Raw genomic sequence first — 21921 nt, 5'->3', positions numbered from 1 at the left:
GCGCATGCAGACAGCGGCCAAGTGCCGGCGCGGCGCTTTTCTGCGAAAATGCCGGCCTTTGCCGTTTTGCCGAGAGCGCCCATGTCCGCCTGCCAGTCTCCCATCATCGTCGCCCTGGATTTCCCTTCGTCGTCCGCCGCCCTGGCGCTGGCCGACCGCCTCGACCCCGCCACTTGCCGGGTCAAGGTCGGCAAGGAGCTGTTCACCGCCAGCGCCGCCGGCGTGGTGGAAGCCCTGCGCACGCGCGGCTTCGAAGTCTTCCTCGACCTGAAATTCCACGACATCCCCAATACCACTGCCATGGCGGTCAAGGCCGCGGCGGAGATGGGCGTCTGGATGGTCAATGTCCACTGTTCGGGCGGCCTGCGCATGATGACCGCCTGTCGCGAGACCCTGGAGGCCTTTCAGGGTCCCAAGCCGCTGCTGATCGGTGTCACCGTGCTGACCAGCATGGAGCGCGAGGACCTGGCCGACATCGGCCTGGACGTGGATCCCCAGGAGCAGGTCCTGCGCCTGGCCGGTCTGGCCGCTCGTGCTGGCCTGGACGGTCTGGTCTGCTCGGCCCAGGAGGCCTCGGCGCTCAAGGCCGCGCAGCCGACGCTGCAACTGGTCACGCCCGGCATCCGTCCGGCCGGCAGTGCCCTGGACGACCAGCGCCGCATCCTCACCCCGCGTGAAGCCCTGGATGCCGGCTCCGACTACCTGGTGATCGGCCGGCCCATCTCCCGCGCCGCCGATCCGGCCCGCGCCGTGGAAGAGATCCTCGCCACCCTGAAATAAGCGGTAAACCTCCGGGGCGGCGGTCGCCGGCAAAAGGTGCTGCTATTCTCGTTCTGCAGGCCGACGCCTTCTCGTGTCGGCGCAAGGCGAGAGACCTCAGGGCATGCACGATAGGTTGAACGCCTGTCTCAAGGCGGTAGACGGCGTTTTGTTGGGCAAGGAAACCCAGGTCAGGCTGGCGCTGGCCTGCCTGCTGGCGCGGGGTCACCTGCTGATCGAGGACCTGCCCGGGATGGGCAAGACCACCCTCAGCCATGCCCTGGCCAAGGTGCTGGGGCTGTCCTTCCAGCGCATCCAGTTCACCTCGGACCTCTTGCCCGGCGATATCCTCGGCACCTCGGTGTTCGATCGCGACAGCGGGCAGTTCGTCTTCCATCCCGGGCCGGTGTTCGCCGAACTGCTGCTGGCCGACGAGATCAATCGCGCCACGCCCAAGAGCCAGAGCGCGCTGCTGGAAGCCATGGAGGAGGGGCAGGTGACCATCGAGGGCGCCACCCGGCCCTTGCCCGATCCCTTCTTTGTCATCGCCACCCAGAATCCCATCTCCCAGGGCGGCACCTTCGCCCTGCCGGAATCCCAGCTCGATCGCTTCCTGATGCGCCTGTCGCTCGGCTATCCCGGGCGCGCCGCCGAGCGGGCGCTGCTGCTCGGCGGTTCCGGACGCGAGCAGCTGCCGCGGCTGGAGCCCCTGCTGGATCACGCCCAGCTGCGGCTGATCCAGGCCGAGGTGCCGCGTATCCACGCCAGCGAGGCGGTGGTGGACTATGTGCTGCGCCTGGTGGAGGCCACCCGCACCCAGACCTCCTTCGCCCTGGGCCTGTCGCCGCGCGGCAGCCTGGCGCTGCTGGCCGCGGCGCGGGCCTGGGCACTGCTGGCGGGGCGCGACCATGTGCTGCCCGAGGACGTTCAGACGGTGCTGCCGGCGGTGGCCGGGCATCGCCTGCGCGACATCGCCGACCCTGCCGGGCACGGTGGCGGCGCCCTGGTGCAGTGGCTGCTGCGCGAAGTCCCGGCGCTGTGACCGGCGGCGCCTGGCAGCGCTATCGAGACGGCTGGCTGACACGGCGGATTCCGCCGGCCAATCGCATCACCCTCGATCAGCGACGCATCTTCATCCTGCCCACCCGCCAGGGCGGCGCCTTCGCCATCGCCTTGCTGCTGATGCTGCTGGCCGGCATCAACTACCAGAACAGCCTGGCCTATGGCCTGACCTTCCTGCTGTTTTCCCTGGCGCTGGTGGCCATGTTGCACACCTATCGCAACCTGGCCGGCCTGCAACTGGTCGGCGGCGGCGCCAGCCCGGTGTTCGCCGGGGAGGTCGCCGGATTTCGCCTGCGCCTGGAGAGCAGTGGCCGCGCGCACCAGGGCATCGCCCTGGGCTGGCGTAACGTGCCGCTGGTGCTCAGCGACGTACCGGCGGCGGAGAGCGTCGCCCTGCAGATCTTTCACCCGGCGCCGAGCCGCGGCTGGCTGAGGCCCGGACGGCTGCGGGTGGAGAGCCGCTTTCCCCTCGGCCTGTTCGTCGCCTGGAGCTGGCTGGACCTGGACGTGCGTGCCCTGGTCTATCCGCAGCCACTGGCGACCACGACGCCGCTGCGCAGTGGCCAGGATGCCGGAGGCGAGGAAGGCCAGCGCCAGGCGGGGCAGGGCAGCGACGACTTCCAGGGTTTGCGCCCCTATCAGCCCGGCGATTCGCGCCGGCGGTTGGACTGGAAGGCCTTTTCCCGGGGGCAGGGCCTGCTGGTCAAGGACTTCACCGCCCTGGCCGGCAGCGAACTCTGGCTGGATTTCAGCGTACTCGATGGCGACACCGAGACCCGGCTATCCTGGCTGTGCCAGGCGGTGCTGGACTGCGGCGCCCGCCAGCTGCGTTTTGGCCTGCGCCTGCCCGGGGTGGAGCTGGCGCCCGCCACCGGCGAGAGCCAGCGTGACGCGGCGCTGCAGGCCCTGGCCCTGTTCGGACGGCCGACATGAGCACTGCCGTGCCGCAACCCATTCCGCGCATCGCCCTCATCTGGCTGCTGGTGGCCCAGGCCCTGGTGATCCTGCCGCACCTCACCCATCTGCCGCCCTGGGTCGGATTGCTCTGGGCCTTTTGCGCCGGCTGGCGGGTGCTGCTGTTCCGCATGCAGGTGCGGGCGCCGACGCGGATCGAGAAGGGCGGCCTGCTGCTCTTGGCCATGGGCGGCATCTGGTTGTCACGCGGCTCCTTCATCGGCCTGGACGCCGGTGCCGTCCTGCTGCTGGTGACCTTCGCCCTCAAGCTGATCGAGATGCACAGTCGCCGCGATGCCCTGGTGGTGATCTACCTGGGTTTCTTCGCGGTGGTGATCGCCTACCTGTTCGAGGACGGCCTGCTCGCCGCGCTCTACAGCCTGCTGCCGGTGACCGCCCTGGTGGCGGCGCTGATCGGTCTGCAGCAGAGCGCCCTGGCCAGTCGGCCGCTGGCGACGCTGAAGGTCGCCGGTACCCTGCTGCTGCAGGCGGTGCCCCTGATGCTGCTGCTGTTTCTGGTGTTTCCCCGGATCGGTCCGCTGTGGTCGCTGCCGCAACCGGGCGACCAGGCGCGCACCGGACTGGGCGACAGCATGGCACCCGGGGAGATCGCCCAGCTGTCGCAATCCGCAGAGCGGGTGTTTCGTGTCAGCTTCGCCGGCGAACGGCCCGCGCAGCGTGACCTCTACTGGCGGGCCACCACCTACGAGCGCTTCGATGGCGCGCGCTGGTCGGTCGATCCCGATACCGCCTGGAGTCCGGAACCGGCCTGGACGCCAGGCGGAGCCCGGCTGGATTATCAGGTGGTCATGGAGCCGAGCGGTCGGCCCTGGCTCTATGGCCTGGACGTGGCGCGCAGCGATCAGCGCGACGTGCGCCTGGCCAGCGACTTCCACCTGCAGCGCCGCCGCCCAGTGGACCAGGCGCTGCTCTACCGGGTTTCCAGCTGGCCGCAGGCAATCCGCGAGCCGGAGCGGCTGTCCGCCTCCAGCCAGCGGCGCGCGCTGCAGCTGCCCAGTGGCGGCGAACCGCGCACCCGTGCCTGGGTGGCCCAGCTCAAGACCCGCGCGTCGACATCCGAGGCCCTGGCCCAGGCGATCCTGGCCTATTTCCGCCAGCAGCCCTTCGTCTACACCCTGCAGCCGCCCACGGCGAGCGTCGATGCCATCGACGCCTTTCTCTTCGACAACCATCGTGGCTTCTGCGCCCACTATGCCGGCGCCATGACCTTTGCCCTGCGGGTGGCGGGCATCCCCGCGCGGGTGGTGGCGGGCTACCAGGGCGGTGAATTCAACGCGGCGGGTGGCTACCTGCTGGTGCAGCAGTTCGATGCCCATGCCTGGGTGGAATACTGGTTGCCAGGACGCGGCTGGATCAGCGTCGATCCTACCGCCCAGGTGGCGCCCGAGCGGATCGAGCGTGGCCTGCAGGAGGCCCTGGCGGCCCAGGGCGCGGCCAGTGAATTCCTCGCCGACAATCCCTTCGCCGCCAATCGCTATCGCAACCTGGCCTGGCTCAACGACCTGCGTCTGGGCTGGGATCGCATCAACTACGGCTGGCAGCGCTGGGTGCTCAACTATCAGGAAGACACCCAGGGCGAAGTGCTCAAGCGGCTGCTCGGCGAGGGCTCGCTGCAACGCCTGGCCCTGCTCCTGGCAGGCGTGGTGCTGGGCGTCCTCGGGGTGATGGCGCTGCTGGTGCTCAAGCCCTGGCAGCGAACGCGGGATCCCCTGCTGACGCGCTTCGGCCAGTTCGAGGGCCTGCTGGCGCGCCGGGGGGTGAAGCGGCAAGGCGGCGAGCCCGCCGGCAGCTTCGCCGCGCGCGCCATGGCCGAATTGCCGGCGTCACGCGTGGCGATCATGGCGTTCTCCGCGGAATTCCAGGCGCAGCGCTATGCCGGTCGGCCGCCGGATCCGGCGGCGCTAGCGAGGGCGCTGAAACAGTTGAAACGCCAGCTGCGTGAGCGTCAGGCGCGCAGCGACTGAGGTAGGGGGAGCGCGTCGGGTTCCTGCAGGGCGAAGGCCACCAGGCAGACGACGGCCGCCAGGATCAGCGGTTGCGGGTGCGGGTTGCCGAGTGCCTGGGCGATGCAGCCCAGGCCCAGCAACAACAGAGCGGCGGAAGTGAGGGTGCTGACCGAGCGCATGGCGGTTCTCCAAAAACGTGCGGGCATCTTGCCGCCTGTCGGGCAACCGCGCGAATGCGCTCTCGCTATGGAGGCTATAGGCGCAACTGGCGGATCGCCTGATTCAGGGTTCCTGCGAGGGCGGCCAGTTCGGTGCTGGTGCTGGCCGACTCCTGCGTCAGCAGCATGGTCCTTTCCGTGACATCGCGGATGCCTACAACCGACCTGCTCATCTCTTCCGCCACCTGCGCCTGCTGCTCCGCGGCCACCGCGATCTGGGTGTTGCTGTCGCGCATCAGGGTCACGGCGGCGGTGATGTCGGCCAGGGCCTGGCCGGCGGCGCCGGCCTGGACCACGCAGTCGTCGGCCTTGAGCGAGCTTTCGCGCATGAATTCCACGGCATCGCGGGTGCCGGCCTGGAGGCTGTCGACCATGCGGGTGATCTCGTCGGTGGAGCCCTGGACGCGCTTGGCCAGGTTGCGCACCTCGTCGGCCACCACGGCGAAGCCACGGCCGGCCTCGCCGGCGCGGGCCGCCTCGATGGCGGCGTTGAGCGCCAGCAGGTTGGTCTGCTCGGCGATGCCGTGGATGACGTTGACCACGCTGGTGATGCGCTCGCTGTTCTCGGCCAGCTCCTGGATCATCACCGCGGTCTGCTGCACGCCCTGGGAGAGGTCGGCGATGGAATGGCTGACGCGCTCCACCGCCTGCTGGCCGGCGCCGGCCAGGCGATCGGCTTCCTGGGACTGGTCGCGGGTGCCGGCGGCGTGCTCGGCGATCTGCTGCACGGTGGCGCTCATCTCGTTGATCGCGGTGGCCGCCTGGTCGGTCTCGTGCTGCTGATCGTGCATGCCGCCGCGGACGCCCTGCATGCCGCTGGCCAGGCGTCCGGCGCCTTCGTCCAGGCGCGAGGCGCTGGCGGCCACGGTACCGACGACGCGGGTGTAGCTGTCCTGCATGGCGTTGAAGGCCTGGGTCATCTGCCCCACCTCGTCGCGTCCGCGCACCTCGACCCGGGCGGTGAGATCGCCGTCGCGCTCCACCCGCAGCATGGTGTCCTTGAGGCGGTGCAGATTGCCGAGGATGAAGCGGATCAGCAGCTGCGAGGCCACCAGCAGCACCAGCATCAGCACGCCCACGGCCAGGGCGTATTCCGGCGCCCGGGCGATAAAGATGTCGCCGAAGGTCGGGGCGGTCAGCCTGGCGGCCGCCTCACCCATGGCGGCCTTGACCGCCTTGAGCTGCTCGGCGCGACCGGAGACTTCCAGCTGCATGGCGAACAGCACCAGCAAGAGGCTGGTGACGAAGGCGACGGCATTGACCGCCCAGAATTTGTACTTGAGGGAAATATCGCGCAGCCAGGCAAACATAGGGGGCATCCAGTCGGCGGGGCCGCACAGCCTGGCAGGCCGGCGCGCCCCGGATCTTGACTGGCGTCAACGTCCTGCAGGGAGGAAGGTGACGCCGCGGAACAAGCCCTGAGGTTAACGGCCCCGGCCTGCGCGACTTTAGCGCAGCGGCGCTCCGCGCCTAGTCGTATTCCTCCACCCGCTCTGGCTCGGTGATCTCCGGCAGGTCGAAGAAGGCGCGGGCGGTGGCGGTGGTGTGCAGGGCGGTCTGCTCGGGCGTTTCGTTGCGCAGGCGGGCCACGGTGCGCAGGATCTCCGGCAGGAAGGCCGGCTCGTTGTGGCCATGGCGCGGCTTGGGTCTGAGGGTACGCGGCAGCAGGTAGGGGGCATCGGTTTCCAGCATCAGCCGGCCGACCGGGATCTGCCCGACCAGTTCGTGCAGGTGCAGGCCACGGCGCTCGTCGCAGATCCAGCCGGTGATGCCCAGGTGCAGGTCAAGATCCAGGTAGCCGTAGAGCGCCTTGCGTTCGCCGGTGAAGCAGTGCACCACGGCGGCCGGCAGATGGTCGCGATAGTCGCGCAGGATCGCCAGCAGCCGCTCGCTGGCGTCGCGCTCGTGGAGAAACACCGGGCGGTGCAATTCGGCGGCCAGGGCCAGTTGCTCCTCGAAGCAGCGCTCCTGCTGCGGTCGCGGGGTGAAGTCGCGATTGAAGTCCAGGCCGCATTCACCCAGGGCCCGCACCTTGGGTTGGCTGGCCAGGTCACGCAGGATCCTGGCGGCAGCGGCGTTCCAGGTCGAGGCCTCGTGGGGATGGACGCCCGCGGTGCTGAACAGGACTTCAGCGGCATCCAGGCGCAGGCAGAGGTTGAGGGCGTTCTCGCTGTCTTCCAGGGTGGTACCGGTCAGCACCAGTTGCATCACACCGGCGGCCCGGGCCCGCTCGATCACCGCGTCCACCTCCTTGAGCAGACTGGGGTGGGTGAGGTTGACGCCGATGTCGATCAATTGCATGGTGCGGACCTTCTACAGACTTTGTTCGCTCATTCTATCCGTAGTCCGGGTGCTATCGGCGCTGTCCCGGCCAGGTCAGGAGTCCTGGATGCCGTTTCGATTCACCCTTGCCGTCCTCGGCTGCCTGCTCGCCGGTTCCGTCCAGGCGCGGCTCGGCGTCCTGCCACCCGAAGCACCGCGGCATGTCGCGGCCCGCGACCTGGTCGCCATCGAGCGGGCCGGTGAATTGCGCGTCTTGGTCAACCAGAGTCGCCACAGCTCCGGCGAATGGAACGGCCAGGCGCTGGGCATCGAGTATCGGCGCCTGCAGGCCTTCGCCCGCTACCTGCAGCACCAGCCCGGGGGCCGGCCGCTACGGCTGGTCTTCGTGCCCAAGGCCAAGGACGATCTCCTGGCGGCGCTGCAAAGAGGCGAGGGCGATCTGGTGGCGCCGGGCGAAACCCTGCTGCCGCCGCCGCGTTCGGCACTGATCGCCGCGTCGGTGGCGGCGCCCGCCAGCCTGGTGGTGGTGGGCGGACGTGGCCAGCGCCTGCCACGCCATCTGGAACAACTGGCCGGGCGCCGGGTGGTGCTGCCCCAGGGCAGCGCCGCCGGCCCGGCCCTGGAACGGCTCAACGTCCAGCTGGAAAGGCGTAAATTGCGGCCGGTGCAGATCGAGTGGGCTGATCCGACCCTGGCGGTGGAAGACGTCCTGGAGCTGACCCAGGCCGGCATCTATCCGCTCAGCATCGTCGAATCCGGCCTGGCCCATCGCTGGACGCGGGTGCTGTCGCGCCTGCGAGTGGCCGATCGGGTGGTGGTGGCCCATGACCAGGCGCAGCTCTGGTATCTGCGCGCCCCGGCGCACCAGCTCGCCGAGCGGATACGGGCCTTCGCCCGGCAACCCCAGGCGCGTGACGACGACAAGGCCTTTCGCCAGGCCTATGCGCGTCGCTATCAGGTGCGCGATCCGCTACAGGCCCATGACCGCAAGCGCCTGGCCCAGGTGCGGCCGCTATTGCAGCGCTATGCCAAGGCCTATGACTTCGACTGGCTGACCCTGGCCGCCATGGCCTACAAGGAATCCGGCCTCGATCCCCATGCCCGCGGTGCCGGCCGCGCCGCGGGGCTGCTGCAGATCACCCCGCGCGCGCGGCGCGCAGCGTCGGGGTCCGCAACCTGCATTCCGCCGAGGACAACGTCAAGGCCGCCACCCGCTATCTGGCCCGCCTGCGACGAGAATTCTTCTCCAGTCCGAAGCTGACCGAGCGCGAGCGCCGGGCCTTTACCCTGGCGGCCTACAACCTGGGACCGGAGCGTGTCCAGGCGCTGCGGGCCAAGGCGCGCAGGCAGGGGCTGGACGGCGATCGCTGGTTCTTCCAGGTCGAGCGCATCGCCGCCGAGGAGGTGGGTATCGGGGTGGTCAACTACGTGGCCAGCGTCAACAAGTACCGGGTGGCCTTCAGTCGTGAACGGGCGCGCCTGGAAGCACCGGCCGTGGCGGCGACGAGCGCCAGGGCGATCCGCCGCGAAGACGGTTGAAGCCCGCTTGACAGGGCAGTCGGGCCCTCCCTAGGATGATCCTGCGCCGATTTAAACAGCAACTTGCGGGGCGCTTACAAATACCGCTAAAGCGCTGGACGGAAGAGGCCTCGTACTACCGCCCAGCTGGATCCACGAGGCGGAATTTCGTCCATGCTACCTCTCCCGCTACGCCTTACCCCCCTGACCCAGGGCAAGCTCGCCTGTCATCCCGCCATCCTGCTCGGCGGTCCCGATCAGCCCACCCTGCTGCGCTATCTCGAAGGCTGGCCGAGGCGCTGGCCCCACAGCCGTACCCTGCAGATCCGCTTCGCCGACCAGGCCGAGCAGCTACGTGGCTTTGCCGACGACAGCTTCGACTTCGCCGTGGTGCAGTCGCCCGGCCAGGCCGGTCTCGCACCCCTGGTGCGGGAATTGACCCGGGTGGCGCGTCAGGGCGTGATTACCCGGCGGCGCTAGCGCGGGTATCGGCCAGCCTGAAGCCTCCCTTGCCGGCCAGCTTGGCGGTGTAGAGCGCCTGGTCCGCCCGCGCCAGCAAGGCCGGACTGTCCTCCGTGGTCTGCTGCAGGGCGATGCCGATGCTCACGCTCGTACCCTGAGGCAGCAGGCGTCCGAGGATACGCCGGGCCAGGTCCTGAGCCCCGTTTTCGGTGGCGTCCTGCATTACCAGCAGGAACTCGTCGCCGCCCAGGCGTCCGGCGAAATCACCCTGCCGCACGCTCAGGGTCAACACCTCGCCGCAGGTTTGCAGCAAACGATCGCCGGCGGCATGGCCCTGGGCGTCGTTAACACCCTTGAAGTCGTCCAGGTCGATATAGAAGACCGCCACGCGCCCAGATCCTGAACGCGGTCGGTGCAGGGCGCCCTCGAGCAGCGCGAGGATGCCCGCACGGTTGTAGAGTCCGGTCAGGCTGTCGTGAGTGGCATGCCAGCGGCTATCGAGTTCGGCCGTCAGTGCGCGGACCAGGGTGCGATTGAGCTTGTCCAGCAGTATCCAGTTGGCCGTCAGATAGAGCGGTGCCTGCAGCAGGAACAGCCGCAGCATGGGCTCGGGCTGGAACAGGGTGGCCAGTTTCATCGGGACGTCGGTCAGCAGGATCTGCAGGAAGGCGTAGCGTGGAATGCCCTGGTTGCGCATGGTGATGGCCCCGTTCATGGCGACTGCCGAGGTACAGCCCAGCACCTGCAGCACCACGTCGCCGCTGAGAACGCAGGCGGCCGTGCCCACACCCAGGGTAGCCGTCCAGAGCAGCCCAAGTATCAGTGAAACCTCGCTGAGCCATGGCGGCGCCAGGCCGTCCATCAGCTGGATGCAATGCAGCAGCACCAGGCGGGTGAGCCAGATCAGGGTATCGAGAATCATCCAGCCGAGGAACAACGGCGTGGGATGCAGGAAGGCGCAGGTCCAGCTGATCAACAGACTGTTCAGAGCTCCGACGAACATGGCGCCCCGTGAGGAAAACGGGCCGGCCAGCAGCTGCTGCAGCAGATTTTCGTCGAGCGGGTCCCGCGTGGTCACGAGCCAGCGGAGTACAGGCTGATTGGGCAAAGCGTAGAGCGGCGCTCCCATGCGGTGAATCCTTGCTTGAGAAGGGGGCGGTCCTCCGCCGTATGCGCCGTGGATGTTGCCTTAATTATGTGATGTAGATCACGTTTTTCGGACGGGAGTGTCTGTCGGGTCGATCAGTTATCGAGGTATTCGATCTCGACGATGTACCAGCGCTGTTCGCCAGCCGGCGTCTGCAGGCGGACTTCCGCGTCCAGCGCCTTGCCGACCAGCGCCCGCGCCAGGGGCGAGTCGATGCTGATGAGGTTCTGCCGGAGGTCCAGTTCGTCCGGGCCAACGATGCGATAGCGCTTCTCGGCGCCGTCATCGTCTTCCAGGGTGACCCAGGCGCCGAAATAGACCTTGCCCGGATCGGCCGGGCGCTCGCGGATCACCTTGAGATTCTCCAGCCGCTTGCGCAGGAAGCGCACTCGGCTGTCGATCTCGCGCAGCATCTTCTTGCCATAGATGTACTCGGCGTTCTCCGAGCGATCGCCCAGGGCGGCCGCCTCGCTCACCGCCTGGGTGACCTGGGGCCGGCGTACGTTCCACAGCTCGTGGAGTTCGGCGCGCAGCCGGGCTTCGCCGGCGGCGGTGATCAGGGGCGTGCCGGCGGTGCGCGGCGGACGGTAGCGACTCATGGATCAGCTTTCTCTCAGGATCAGTAACGGACTGGCGGTGAGGGCCCGCCGCGTACCCAGCAGGCCCGCCGTGCCGACCAGCAGGGCGCCCAGCACCGGCAGGAGCAGCAGCCAGGGATGGGGTTGCCAGTCCAGGTCGAAGGCCAGCCGGTAGAGCAGGGCGCTGACGATCTCGCAACCGAGTGCCGCGAGCAAGCCGCTGGCGCCACCGAGCAGGATGAATTCGGTGCGCCGCGCCCGTTGCAGCAACTCGCGCCGCGCACCCAGGGCGCGCAGCAGGGCGCCCTGGCGGATACGCTCGTCGAGGGTCGCCTGCAGGCCGGCCAGCAGCACGGCGATGCCGGCGGCCAGCACGAACAGCAGCACGAACTCCACCGCCACGCTGACCTGGCGCAGGATACTGCGCAGCTGGTCGAGCAGGGCGTCGATGGGCAGCAGGGTCACCGCCGGGAACTGTCGGGCCAGGGCCAGCAACTCGCGGTCATGGCCCGGCGGCAGGTAGAAGCTACCCAGGTAGGTGAAGGGCACACCCTCCAGGGCACCCGGGGCGAAGATCACGAAGAAGTTCGGCTGGAAGTTGTCCCAGCTGACCTGCCGCAGGCTGGTGATCCGCGCTTCGATCTGGCGGTCACCGATGACGAAGCCCAGGGTGTCGCCCAGGCCGACGCCGAGGCTGCGCGCCAGCTCGCTTTCCAGCGAGACGCCGGGCAGCTCCCCGGCGGGCAGCGCGTCCCACCACTGACCGGCTTCCAGGCGGTTGCCGTCCGGCAACCCCGCCGACCAGGTCAGGTTGAGATCGCGCCGGGTGGCTCGGCCACCGCGGGAATCGTCTTCCAGGCCTTCCTGGGCCGGATGCCCCTTCACGCTGACCAGCCGCCCCTGCACGATGGGATAGAGCGGACTGGCGTGGGGCGAGAGATTGCCCACCGCCGTGGCGAAGGCCTGGCGCTCGTCCGGCAGGACATTGAGGGCGAAGTGATTGGGCGCCTCGGCCGGCAATTGCGCCTGCCAGCGTTCCAGCAACTCGCCCCGCAGCAGCACCACCAGGCTCATGGCCAGCAGGATCAGGCCGAAGGCCAGGGTCTGGCCCACTGCTGCCAGCGGATGGCGCAGCAGTTGGCCCAGCCCCAGTCGCCAGGCCAGGGGCGCGCCCTGCATCCCCCGGCGCAGGCCGCGCAGGGCCAGGTAGAGCAGACTGCCGAACAGCAGCCCGGCGAGCAGGCCACCCACCAGCAGCGCCAGGGTCAGGCGCAGATCCAGCGACAGCCGCCACATGATCAGCCCCAGCGCGAGCAGGGCGCAGCCATAGACCAGCCAGGTGCGCAGCGGCACGGGTTGCAGGTCGCTGCGCAACACCCGCAACGGTGGGACCCGGCCCAGGGCGGCCAGCGGCGGCAAGGCGAAGCCGACCAGGGCGACCATCCCGGTGCCCATGCCGGCCAGCGCCGGACCGATCCCGGCGGCTGGCAGGCGCGCCGGCAAAAGTCCGTGCAGCAGCTCGAACAGCACCAGCTGCGCCAGCCAGCCGAGCAGGGCGCCGAGCAGACTCGCCGCCAGGCCCAGCAGCCCCAGTTGCAGGCCATAGAGCACCAGGGCGTCGCGCCGGGTCAGGCCCAGGCAGCGCAGCAGGGCGCTGGCGTCGAAGCGCCGGGTGGCGAAGCGATTGGCCGACAGTGCCACGGCCACGCCGGCCAGCACCACCGCCACCAGACTGGCCAGGCCGAGATAACGCTGCGCGCGCTCCAGGGCGTTGCCCAGTTGCCGATTGCCGTCGCCCGGTCCCTCGAAGCGCTGGTTGGCGGCCAGCGCCGGCGTGAGGGCCTGGCGGTAAGCGGCCAACGCTCGAGGCTCGCCGCGCCAGAGCTCGCGGTAGCGCACCCGGCTGCCGGGCTGGATGACGCCGGTGGCGGCGACGTCGTCGAGATTGATCAGCACCCGTGGCGTCAGGCTGTAGAAGTCGCCGGCGCGGTCGGGTTCATAGGTGAGCACCCGGGTGATGGTGAGGGTCTTGCGCCCGATGTCCAGGCGATCGCCGACCTTCGCGTCCAGGGCCAGCAGCAGGCGTGGTTCGACCCAGGCTTCCCCAGGTGCCGGAGCGCCACCGGGCTGGTCGGGCGCATCTGGCGCCGCAGCGCTGCGCACCTCGCCGCGCAGGGGGAAGTTGGCCTGGACCGCCTTGACGCTGGCCAGCTGCAAAGCCTCGGCACCTGCCGCCATGGTGCTGAAGTTGAGCGAGCGGCTGTGTTCGAGGCCGAGCTGCAGGCCGGCGTCCACCTGGTCCGGGCGCGACGGTACGCTGCCCAGCAACACCAGGTCAGCCGCGAGGAATTCGCTGGCGCGATTTTCCATGCCCGCGCCGAGGCGGGCAGTGAAATAGCCGATGGCGACGCTGGCCGCGACGGCGATCACCAGCGCCAGGCAGAGCATGCGAATCTCACCGGCGCGGAGTTCGCGCAAGCTCTGCCGCCAGGCCAGCCCGAACAGTCGCATCAGCGGTAGACCGATGCGCCTCATGCCGCGACCTGCCGACCGCCTTCCAGGCGCAGTTGGCGGGCGCAACGGGCAGCCAGGCGCTCGTCATGGGTCACCAGCACCAGCGTCGTGCCCCGCTCGCGATTGAGCTCGAACAGCAGATCGCTGATATGGGCGCCGGTACGGCTGTCGAGATTGCCGGTGGGCTCGTCCGCGAAGAGAATGCTCGGACGCGGCGCGAAGGCGCGGGCCAGGGCCACCCGCTGCTGCTCGCCACCGGAGAGCTGGCGCGGGTAGTGCCGCAACCGTTCGCCCAGACCGACCCGTTCCAGCAGGGCCACCGCCTGTTCCCGGGCCTGGCGCGCACCCTCCAGTTCCAGCGGCAGCATGACGTTCTCCAGTGCCGTGAGGCTGTCCAGCAACTGGAAGGACTGGAAGACGAAGCCCACCCGTTCCGCACGCAGGCGAGCGCGGGCGTCTTCGTCGAGGGTATCCAGGCGCTGACCGGCGAGATGGACCTCGCCGCCGCTGGGCAGATCGAGACCGGCCAGCAGGCCGAGCAGGGTGGACTTGCCGGAACCCGAGCTGCCGACGATGGCCAAACTGTCGCCGGCCTCCAGTTGCAGATCCAGCGCCTGGAGGATCGGCAGCGCGCCTTCCGCGCCCGTGACGACCTTGCTAAGGTCGCGTGCCAGCAGTATGACTTCGCTCATGAGGATTCCGATGCCGTATTCGAAGGGCCCGCACGCGGGCGGCTGTGGCGAGTTAGAGTCAAAAAGCCGGGCGAAGTCCAGTGCGCCTTTGCGCCAAGGCATTGCCTGGCTGCTGGCCGTGCTCTGTCTGACCCTGACGCCCCTGGCCATGGCGCGCACCCTGCTGGTGGTGGGCGACAGCATCAGCGCCGGCTACGGCCTCGCCGAAGGCCAGGGCTGGGTGCGGCTGCTGGAGCGGCGCCTGCAGGAGCAGAAGCTCGACTACCAGGTGGTGAATGCGTCCATCAGTGGCGACACCACCGCCGGTGGCCTGGCGCGACTGCCAAGGCTGCTGGCCGATCATCAGCCCACGGTGGTGGCCATCGAGTTGGGCGGCAACGACGGCCTGCGGGGCCAGCCGCTGGCCCAGTTCGAGCGCAACCTCACCGCCCTGGTGGAGCAGGCCAAGGCCAAGGGCGCCCGTGTCCTGCTGCTGGGCATGCGCCTGCCGCCCAACTACGGACCGCGCTATACCGACGGCTTCGCCCAGGTCTACACGGACGTGGCCAAGGCCCAGCAGGTAGCCCTGGTGCCCTTCCTGCTCGAAGGGGTAGGCGGCGATCCCGCCTTCATGCAAGCGGATGGCATCCACCCTCGGGCCAATGCCCAGCAACGCCTGCTGGACAACGCCTGGCCGCAGCTGCAGCCGCTGCTGCGCGACTGAACGTCGGACTTTTCCCCGACGGGGCTTTCCGCTAAGGTTGCGCGCCCCGCCGGTCCGGCCAATCGACCGCCCGGCGGAACCGCCCCTGGAGTATCCCGATGTCCCGCCTTTCCCGGTCCATGCATGGCTATCAGCTGATCCAGCCCGATGCCCAGCTCGACCTGTTCGCCTGCCGCGAGGGGCGGGTCCATATCGTCGCCCGGCAGCTGGAGCTGGGCTCGCCCACCGACCGGACCCTGTGCGGCACCCTGTTGCCGGCGCGGCCCCGATTGCATCCGCTGAATCGCCGGGCGCTCGGCCTCAAGACCCTCTGCCCGGCCTGCATGCAGCGGCTGCAGGGCGCCAAGCGAGGCCTGCCGAATCCGTTGCAGGTCTTTTGAGAGCCTGACCAAAGTCCGCCGCGGGTCGGCGAAACGGTGTCGAAAATCCCTTCGGAAAGCTCATTTACACCTTGTAAACTCCGCTTCCCCAGGTCCTTTCGCCTGGTTTGGCGCTCGCTCGCGAGCCTTTGAGCAGGCGCTGGGCTCTGCCGGAGGCGGGGTGAGCCGTGTACAATTCGCGCCGTCACCTTTTTGCTTCTTGCAAGGATTCATCCCATGCCCGCGCGCGTTTCGACCCTGGTCGGTTCCCTCTCGCTGTTTGGTCTGTTGAGCGCGGGTACGGCGCAGGCACTGGAGTTGCCGCTGCCGCCACCCGGTGAAGACGTGGTCGGCGAGGTTCAGGTCATCAAGGCCGCCTACGAAGACACCTTCGCCGATCTCGGCCAGAAATACGATCTGGGCTACACCGAGATGGTGGCCGCCAATCCGGGCGTGGACGCCTGGCTGCCGGGCGCCGGCACCGAGATCGTGCTGCCGACGCGGTTCATCCTGCCGCCCGGGCCGCGCGAAGGCATCGTCATCAACATCGCCGAATACCGCATGTACTACTACCCCAAGGGTGGTCATTCGGTGTTCACCTACCCGCTGGGCATCGGTCGTGATGGCTGGGGCTCGCCGGTCGGCGTGGCCAAGGTGGTGGACAAGATCAAGGATCCGGCCTGGTATCCGCCGGAATCCATCCGTGCCGAGCACGCTGCCGAAGGCGATCCGCTGCCCAAGGTGGTTCCGCCCGGTCCGGACAATCCCCTCGGTCCCTACAAGATCCGCCTGACCCTGCCGGGCTATCTCATCCACGGCTCGGACAAGAAGTTCGGTATCGGCATGCAGGTCAGCCATGGCTGCTTCCGCATGTACAACTTCAACGTCACCGAACTGGTCGGCATGCTGCCAATCGGCACGCCGGTGCGCATCATCGACGAGCCCTACAAGTTCGGCGTGAGCCAGGGCAAGCTCTATCTGGAAGCTCATCAGCCGGTCAACCTCAAGGGCGACCCGACCGACATCGACCGTCAGGCCGCGGTGGTCAATGCGCTGATCAAGCGTGACGACCTGCTGCAGGCCAACAGCGCGGTGAACTGGAACACGGTGCGGGACGTGGTGCAGGGCCAGGACGGCCTGCCGGTGGAAATCGCCGACCTGCCTGCCGGCATGGTTACCGGTACGGTGGCCAAGGCGCCGGCCAAGACCCTGTGATGGCGACCGGCCGAGCGTGCTCGGCCGGCCACACAAACAAAAAGCCCGCCATCTGAGATGGCGGGCTTTTTGTTTGCTCCGGGAAAGGCGACTGTTGCCACTCGCCTTTCCAGCCGAGGCGCTTACTTGCGGCTGGCTTTTTCCAGCATACGCAGGGCGCGCTCGTTGGCTTCGTCAGCGGTCTGCTGAGCTTTCTGAGCGGCGGCCAGGGCCTCGTCAGCGTGACGGTAGGCTTCGTCAGCACGAGCCTGAGCGCGGGCAGCGGCGTCTTCGGTAGCGGTCAGGCGAGCTTCGCTTTCCTTGTTAGCGGTGCTGCAACCAGTGGCCATAGCAGCGGCCAGAGCCAGGGCGGCGAATTTCAGAGCGTTGTTCATCGTAAACCCCTTGAGGTAGACATCCTGTTTTAAGATCAATTTCCCAGGTGGAAAATTGCGGCTACATACTACTCATTACCGGTCGTAAGTAAACTGAGTGAACCCGTTGAAGAGGGATTTTTTGCGGAAATTCCTCTCTTGCTCCCCGTGTTCGTCCCCGAATGCCCGCACCCGGCACCAGCAACTGCTTGGATGGCTGAAAGCCACGAACGTTTCAAAACGTTAGAGGATGACCGGAAGTTGTCAAGGTCAAAGCCGCGCCTGCTCCCGCGTGAGCAGCCCTGATATAGTGTGATTTCTCGGTGCGACGGCTGGTCAGAACCTGCTTCTTCCGGAGGGGTCTGACGCGCTGTGGCTCAGTCCCGCACAGGAAAGGTGCGTTCTCGTCTTCGGGTATCATCGATAACAATGGATAAGGCGGAGCCAAACCGCCAAGGAGTAGTCATGAATGAATCCCTGCACGTGGAACACGATGAAGCCAATCATCAATTCCACCTTTCTGTCGACGGTCAACGCGCCTATCTCGCCTACATGGATCTGGGCAAGCAGACGATGGATTTCTATCGCACCTTCGTCCCCGATGCCCTGCGCGGGCGCGGCCTTGCCGCCAGGCTGACCGAGCACGCCTTGAACTATGCCGAGAGCCGCGGCTACAGCGTCATACCGTCCTGTTCCTATGTGGAGCACTACCTGGAACGGCGTGGCCAGGTGACGCCGCTGGCCTGAACGGCCGCGCCATGAAAAACGCCGGGCTCAGCCCGGCGTTTTCGTATCCGCTGGCGGATCAGCTGCGTGCGCGACGCGGCAGTACGGCCGTGAGCTTGCGGTGCATGTCGAGAATGCTCTTCTCGGTCATGGCCCAGTCGATGCAGGCGTCGGTCACCGAGATGCCGTACTCCAGCTGCGACAGATCCGCCGGAATCGGCTGGCTGCCGAAGCCCAGGTGGCTTTCCACCATCAGGCCGACGATGGAGTTGTTGCCCTCGACGATCTGGTTGGCGACGTTGTCCATCACCAGCGGCTGCAGGGCGGCATCCTTGTTGGAGTTGGCGTGGCTGCAGTCGACCATGATGTTCGGCTTGACCTTGGCCTTGACCAGCGCCTGCTCGCACAGGGTGACGCTGACCGAGTCGTAGTTGGGCTTGCCGTTGCCGCCGCGCAGGACCACATGACCATAGGCATTGCCCTTGGTCATCACCACCGAGACCTGGCCGCGCTGGTCGATACCCAGGAAGCGGTGCGGACTGGAGACCGACTGCAGGGCATTGATGGCGACCGTCAGGCTGCCATCGGTGCCGTTCTTGAAGCCGACCGCGGAGGAGAGGCCCGAAGCCATTTCCCGGTGGGTCTGGGATTCGGTGGTGCGGGCACCGATTGCCGACCAGCTGATCAGGTCCTGCAGGTACTGGGGGGAGATGGGATCCAGCGCCTCGGTGGCGGTGGGCAGGCCCATTTCCGCCAGGTCCAGCAGCAGCTGGCGACCGATGTGCAGGCCGTCCTGGATCTTGAAGGAGTCGTCCAGGTAGGGGTCGTTGATCAGGCCCTTCCAGCCCACGGTGGTCCGGGGCTTCTCGAAATAGACGCGCATGACCAGATAGAGGCTGTCGCTGACCTGAGCGGCCAGTGCCTTGAGCCGCTCGGCGTATTCGTGGGCGGCCTTGATGTCATGGATAGAGCAGGGGCCGATCACCACGAACAGGCGATGGTCCTTGCCGTCGAGGATGTCGCGGATGACCTGGCGGCCCTGGGCGACGGTGTCGGCGGCGAGATCGCTCAGCGGGATCTCCTGCTTGAGCCGCTCGGGCGTGATGAGCGGCTCGTTGGCTTCGATGTTGAGGTCGTTAAGGCGGGGCTGTGCGGCCATGGTGCTACTCGTCGGTCACGGCGCTGCGACAGGACGGGGCCCGTGCAGGCAAAATACGGTGGAGAGGGTGGGGCACCTTAACGCGTGTCCCGCCCGGTCACAATGGTTACGACGCTATTGGCGAGCCTGAGGGCGCGCCTTGGCGATGATCGTGGCGAGGAAGCGATGGAATTGGACGATGGGACGGCGGATGCCGTCCTGCTGGCGGCGCCCGGGCGCTCGCTGCTGATCTTCACCAGCGTCGGCTGCGCTACCTGCCGGCTGGCGCGCCAGGTGCTACCTGGGGCGAGGCTGCCGGTCGACCGACTGTACTGGGTGGACGCCGAGCGCAGCGGCGGCCTGGTGCAGCGCTATGGCGTCTTTCATCTGCCGGCGCTGTTTCTGGTCCGGGACGGCGAGTTCCTCGGCCCGGTACAGGCGCCGCTACGCGAGCCGGCCCTGGTGGCGGCGATCCAGGCGGCGGATGGGCGCGAGTCCGAGGAACTGCCCTGAGCGTCCTGAGCAGGCTCTAAGGCGCGGGTTGCAGCGCAATTGGCGATCCCCTGCTACGCTGGTTAGGCTATCCCGCGTCGTACCGGCCCGATCGGCTGATCTGGCCAGGAGGAATCGTGATCCGCTCGCTGCTTTACGCCACGGACCTGGGCCTCTGTTCGCCCTATGTCTTTCAGCATGCCTTGACTCTCGCCCGTATCCATCAGGCCCAGCTGTATGTCGTCCATGTGGTGGAGCCGCTCGGCCTGCTGGCGTCTACCCTGTTGCAACAGCATCTGGACGGTGAATCCCTGGACCGCCTGCGCAATGGCGGTCTGGATCTGGTTCTGGAGACCATCGAGCAGCAGGTGTTCGAGTCCCTGCGCGAGGACCTGCTGGAAACCCCGGCCACCGTGGGGCTGGTGCGTGCGGTACGGGTGGTGCAGGGCGATCCGCCAGCGGCCATCCTCAAGCAGGCCCAGGAGTTCGCTGCGGATCTGCTGGTGATCGGCAGTCGCAGCCAGGGCGACGCCCAGGTGACGCCCCTGGGGCGTACCGCCAGCCGCCTGCTGCAGACCGCGCGCATCCCGGTATACCTGGTGCCGCTGCGTCAGGGCTGATCCGTAAGCGTCAGCCTTACTCCTCCGCGACTTAATTCGATTTCGGTCTAGAAAAAGCTTAAGGGCTGCATTACTGTTATATGCTTGCGCACGGGGTCAGCGAGGAGCCGGCATGAAGCTGCAACAGTTGAGATATATCTGGGAAGTCGCCCACCACGATCTGAACGTATCCGCCACGGCCCAGAGTCTCTATACCTCGCAGCCCGGCATCAGCAAGCAGATCCGCCTGCTCGAGGACGAGCTGGGCGTCGAGGTCTTTGCCCGCAGTGGCAAGCACCTGACCCGGGTGACCCCGGCCGGCGAACGCATCATCCAGACCGCGGGCGAGATCCTGCGCAAGTGCGAGAGCATCAAGCAGATCGCCCAGGAATTCTCCAACGAGCGCAAGGGCACCCTGTCCATCGCCACCACGCACACCCAGGCGCGCTATGCGCTGCCGGACGTGATCAGCGAATTCATCAAGCAGTATCCGGACGTGGCCCTGCACATGCACCAGGGCTCGCCGACCCAGATCGCCGAGATGGCCGCCGACGGCACCGTCGACTTCGCCATCGCCACCGAGGGTCTGGAGCGCTTCAACGACCTGGTGATGATGCCCTGCTATCGCTGGAACCGCTGCGTCATCGTGCCCCAGGGCCACCCCCTGGCCAAGGTGGAGCACCTGACCCTGGAGCATCTGGCGGAACAGCCGCTGGTGACCTACGTCTTCGGTTTCACCGGGCGCTCCAAGCTCGACGAGGCCTTTGCCCGCCAGGGCCTGGAGCCCAACGTGGTGCTGACCGCGGCGGACGCCGACGTCATCAAGACCTATGTCCGCCTTGGCCTTGGCGTGGGCATCGTCGCCGACATGGCGGTGGATCACAAAGCCGATGCCGATCTGGTCTGCCTGGACGCCAGCCACCTCTTCGAGGCCAGCGTGACCAAGATCGGCCTGCGCCGCGGCACCTTCCTGCGCGGCTTCATGTGCGATTTCATCGGCCGCTTCGCGCCGCACCTGACCCGCGATGTCCTCACCGAGGCCATGCAGACGCCTTCGCGACAGGAGCTGGAAACCCTGTTCCACGGGGTGACGTTGCCGACGTACTGAGGCCGGTTTTTTCGACGGTTTATCGCTGCCATCGCGGCCATGGCGGTCCGCCGATGCGGCCGTTCCTACAAAAGCATCACGCCCTGTAGGAGCGGCCCATGGCCGCGATAGAGGTTTTACTCCTCCAACCGCCACTGCTCCAGCAGCAGCTGCGCGGCCGCCGACAATCCCGCGCCCTGGCGCACCAGGATCGAATAGGGCTCGTTGCGGGTGCGCTGGACCACCGGCAGGCGGCGCAGCAGGCCGTGTCTCTCGCCGAACTGGGCGATGTCGCTGGGCAGCATGGCCACCTGATTGGCGTCTTCCTGCAGCAGGCCGAGCAGGGTGAAGGTCGAGGAGGTTTCCACCGGATAGCGGGGAAACTCCAGTTCCGCGGCGCGAAATTCCCGTTCCAGGGTCAGGCGCATGGGCAGGTTGGCCGGATAGACGATCCAGCGGCTGTCGACCAGCTCGGCCAGCCCCAGCGTCTCCGACTCCGCCAGCGGATGGCGGGGATGGCAGACGATCTCCAGCCGCTCTTCGCGCACCTCCAGACAGTCATAGGCATCCGGCCGGCGGCTGACGCTGCTGCGGCAGATGGCCACTTCGATGCGGCCGGCGTCGAGCAGGTCGAGCAGGCGCACACTGGTGTCCTCGATGATCTCGATCCCCAGCTGGGGTTGCGCCGCACCCAGGCGCGACACCGCGGCGATCAAGCGGGGCACGGCGCCCATGATCACGCCCACCGCCAGCCGGCCTCCTTCACCCTGGAGAATGCCGAGCATCTCTTCGCGCAGATGGGCCAGGTCGCTCTCGATCAGCCGCGCATAACGGATCACGCAGCGGCCCAGGTCATTGGGCTGCAGGCCCTGGTGGGTGCGCAGGAACAGGGTGGCGCCGAGGGTGCTCTCGATCTCGTGCAGGGCCTTGGTGGCGCCGGGCTGGGAAATGGCGATGCGTTCGGCGGCCTTGTGCAGCGAGCCCTCCTCGTCGAGGGCGATCAGCAGGCGCAGTTGCCGCAGGCGCAGACGGGAGGCGATGGAGCCCAGGGATGGCAGCATGGGAATAACCGTTGGTTATCACGGGATAGGGAGT

22 protein-coding genes and 1 pseudogene are annotated in these 21921 nt (G+C 67.7%); 13 read left to right on the top strand and 10 right to left on the bottom strand.

Annotation, left to right across the window (positions count from 1 at the left end; translation table 11 throughout):
* Window positions 1-81 precede the first annotated feature (81 nt).
* The 4 genes from pyrF (at window position 82) to QE393_RS13115 (ending at window position 4760) form a co-directional block, all read left to right on the top strand.
* Complete coding sequence (gene pyrF / locus QE393_RS13130; RefSeq protein ID WP_310043928.1) at window positions 82-780, top strand: orotidine-5'-phosphate decarboxylase; 699 nt, start codon at window positions 82-84, stop codon at window positions 778-780.
* Window positions 781-883: 103 nt separating this feature from the next.
* The gene (locus QE393_RS13125; RefSeq protein WP_007160574.1) at window positions 884-1801 is read left to right on the top strand and encodes a MoxR family ATPase; all 918 of its coding nucleotides are present in this window, start codon (window positions 884-886) and stop codon (window positions 1799-1801) included.
* Window positions 1771-2754, top strand: a complete 984-nt coding sequence (locus QE393_RS13120; protein WP_405046250.1) for a DUF58 domain-containing protein — start codon at window positions 1771-1773, stop codon at window positions 2752-2754. Before QE393_RS13125 ends, QE393_RS13120 begins: the two co-directional genes overlap by 31 nt.
* Complete coding sequence (locus QE393_RS13115) at window positions 2751-4760, top strand: DUF3488 and transglutaminase-like domain-containing protein (RefSeq protein WP_310043925.1); 2010 nt, start codon at window positions 2751-2753, stop codon at window positions 4758-4760. Before QE393_RS13120 ends, QE393_RS13115 begins: the two co-directional genes overlap by 4 nt.
* On the opposite strand, the gene QE393_RS13110 is transcribed toward QE393_RS13115, so the two are convergent.
* The 3 genes from QE393_RS13110 to QE393_RS13100 form a co-directional block, all read right to left on the bottom strand.
* Window positions 4742-4921 carry a hypothetical protein gene (locus QE393_RS13110; RefSeq protein ID WP_273807799.1) on the bottom strand — a complete coding sequence of 60 codons (180 nt, stop codon included), beginning with the start codon at window positions 4919-4921 and terminating at the stop codon, window positions 4742-4744. The genes QE393_RS13115 and QE393_RS13110 overlap by 19 nt on opposite strands.
* Before the next feature lie 74 nt (window positions 4922-4995).
* Window positions 4996-6270, bottom strand: a complete 1275-nt coding sequence (locus QE393_RS13105) for a methyl-accepting chemotaxis protein (protein ID WP_310043923.1) — start codon at window positions 6268-6270, stop codon at window positions 4996-4998.
* A gap of 160 nt (window positions 6271-6430) precedes the next feature.
* Entirely contained in the window at window positions 6431-7261 is an 831-nt protein-coding gene (locus tag QE393_RS13100; protein ID WP_310043921.1) for a TatD family hydrolase, read from the bottom strand.
* A gap of 88 nt (window positions 7262-7349) precedes the next feature.
* Here QE393_RS13100 and QE393_RS13095 point away from each other — a divergent pair.
* A pseudogene (locus QE393_RS13095) lies at window positions 7350-8782 on the top strand (transglycosylase SLT domain-containing protein).
* A gap of 153 nt (window positions 8783-8935) precedes the next feature.
* Complete coding sequence (locus QE393_RS13085; protein WP_310043917.1) at window positions 8936-9241, top strand: hypothetical protein; 306 nt, start codon at window positions 8936-8938, stop codon at window positions 9239-9241.
* Here the strand turns inward: QE393_RS13085 and QE393_RS13080 are convergent.
* The 4 genes from QE393_RS13080 to QE393_RS13065 form a co-directional block, all read right to left on the bottom strand.
* Window positions 9225-10352 carry a GGDEF domain-containing protein gene (locus QE393_RS13080; RefSeq protein WP_310043916.1) on the bottom strand — a complete coding sequence of 376 codons (1128 nt, stop codon included), beginning with the start codon at window positions 10350-10352 and terminating at the stop codon, window positions 9225-9227. The genes QE393_RS13085 and QE393_RS13080 overlap by 17 nt on opposite strands.
* A 113-nt stretch (window positions 10353-10465) precedes the next feature.
* A complete protein-coding gene (greB, locus tag QE393_RS13075; RefSeq protein WP_187980005.1) occupies window positions 10466-10969 on the bottom strand; it encodes a transcription elongation factor GreB in 504 nt (167 codons plus the stop codon).
* Between the two features lie 3 nt (window positions 10970-10972).
* The gene (locus QE393_RS13070) at window positions 10973-13483 is read right to left on the bottom strand and encodes an FtsX-like permease family protein (protein WP_310043914.1); all 2511 of its coding nucleotides are present in this window, start codon (window positions 13481-13483) and stop codon (window positions 10973-10975) included.
* A complete protein-coding gene (locus QE393_RS13065; RefSeq protein ID WP_273807792.1) occupies window positions 13480-14154 on the bottom strand; it encodes an ABC transporter ATP-binding protein in 675 nt (224 codons plus the stop codon). The genes QE393_RS13070 and QE393_RS13065 overlap by 4 nt, the downstream gene beginning before the upstream one ends.
* 148 nt (window positions 14155-14302) lie before the next feature.
* Here QE393_RS13065 and QE393_RS13060 point away from each other — a divergent pair, with 148 nt between their 5' ends.
* From QE393_RS13060 to QE393_RS13050, 3 genes are all read left to right on the top strand, one after another.
* Entirely contained in the window at window positions 14303-14857 is a 555-nt protein-coding gene (locus tag QE393_RS13060; protein WP_273808046.1) for an arylesterase, read from the top strand.
* A gap of 98 nt (window positions 14858-14955) precedes the next feature.
* Window positions 14956-15237 (top strand): hypothetical protein, encoded by a 282-nt coding sequence (locus QE393_RS13055; protein WP_007160562.1) that lies wholly within the window; start codon window positions 14956-14958, stop codon window positions 15235-15237.
* A 216-nt stretch (window positions 15238-15453) separates the two neighbouring features.
* Window positions 15454-16431, top strand: a complete 978-nt coding sequence (locus QE393_RS13050; RefSeq protein ID WP_133862714.1) for a L,D-transpeptidase family protein — start codon at window positions 15454-15456, stop codon at window positions 16429-16431.
* A gap of 122 nt (window positions 16432-16553) precedes the next feature.
* Here QE393_RS13050 and QE393_RS13045 read toward each other — a convergent pair whose 3' ends face one another.
* Window positions 16554-16805: an Lpp/OprI family alanine-zipper lipoprotein gene (locus tag QE393_RS13045; RefSeq protein ID WP_059315705.1), complete on the bottom strand. Its 252-nt coding sequence runs from the start codon at window positions 16803-16805 to the stop codon at window positions 16554-16556.
* Between the two features lie 444 nt (window positions 16806-17249).
* Here QE393_RS13045 and QE393_RS13040 point away from each other — a divergent pair, with 444 nt between their 5' ends.
* Window positions 17250-17531, top strand: coding sequence for a GNAT family N-acetyltransferase (locus tag QE393_RS13040; RefSeq protein WP_058790539.1), 282 nt, complete (start codon window positions 17250-17252; stop codon window positions 17529-17531).
* A gap of 58 nt (window positions 17532-17589) precedes the next feature.
* Here QE393_RS13040 and QE393_RS13035 read toward each other — a convergent pair whose 3' ends face one another.
* Window positions 17590-18669, bottom strand: a complete 1080-nt coding sequence (locus QE393_RS13035) for a 3-deoxy-7-phosphoheptulonate synthase (RefSeq protein ID WP_273807790.1) — start codon at window positions 18667-18669, stop codon at window positions 17590-17592.
* A 165-nt stretch (window positions 18670-18834) separates the two neighbouring features.
* On the opposite strand from QE393_RS13035, the gene QE393_RS13030 reads away from it, so the two are divergent.
* From QE393_RS13030 to cysB, 3 genes are all read left to right on the top strand, one after another.
* Window positions 18835-19161 (top strand): co-chaperone YbbN, encoded by a 327-nt coding sequence (locus QE393_RS13030; RefSeq protein WP_273807789.1) that lies wholly within the window; start codon window positions 18835-18837, stop codon window positions 19159-19161.
* A gap of 116 nt (window positions 19162-19277) precedes the next feature.
* Complete coding sequence (locus QE393_RS13025; RefSeq protein ID WP_273807788.1) at window positions 19278-19760, top strand: universal stress protein; 483 nt, start codon at window positions 19278-19280, stop codon at window positions 19758-19760.
* A gap of 112 nt (window positions 19761-19872) precedes the next feature.
* Window positions 19873-20847 carry an HTH-type transcriptional regulator CysB gene (cysB, locus tag QE393_RS13020; protein ID WP_007160555.1) on the top strand — a complete coding sequence of 325 codons (975 nt, stop codon included), beginning with the start codon at window positions 19873-19875 and terminating at the stop codon, window positions 20845-20847.
* Between the two features lie 116 nt (window positions 20848-20963).
* Here the strand turns inward: cysB and QE393_RS13015 are convergent, their stop codons facing one another.
* Window positions 20964-21887, bottom strand: coding sequence for a LysR family transcriptional regulator (locus QE393_RS13015; RefSeq protein WP_273807785.1), 924 nt, complete (start codon window positions 21885-21887; stop codon window positions 20964-20966).
* Between the last annotated feature and the right edge of the window lie 34 nt (window positions 21888-21921).

It is taken from the genome of Pseudomonas sp. SORGH_AS_0211 (assembly GCF_031453455.1).
Taxonomy (GTDB): domain Bacteria; phylum Pseudomonadota; class Gammaproteobacteria; order Pseudomonadales; family Pseudomonadaceae; genus Chryseomonas; species Chryseomonas aestiva.
The sequence above is the reverse complement of the archived record's forward strand: the minus strand, read 5'-3'. Positions and strand labels throughout refer to the sequence as shown.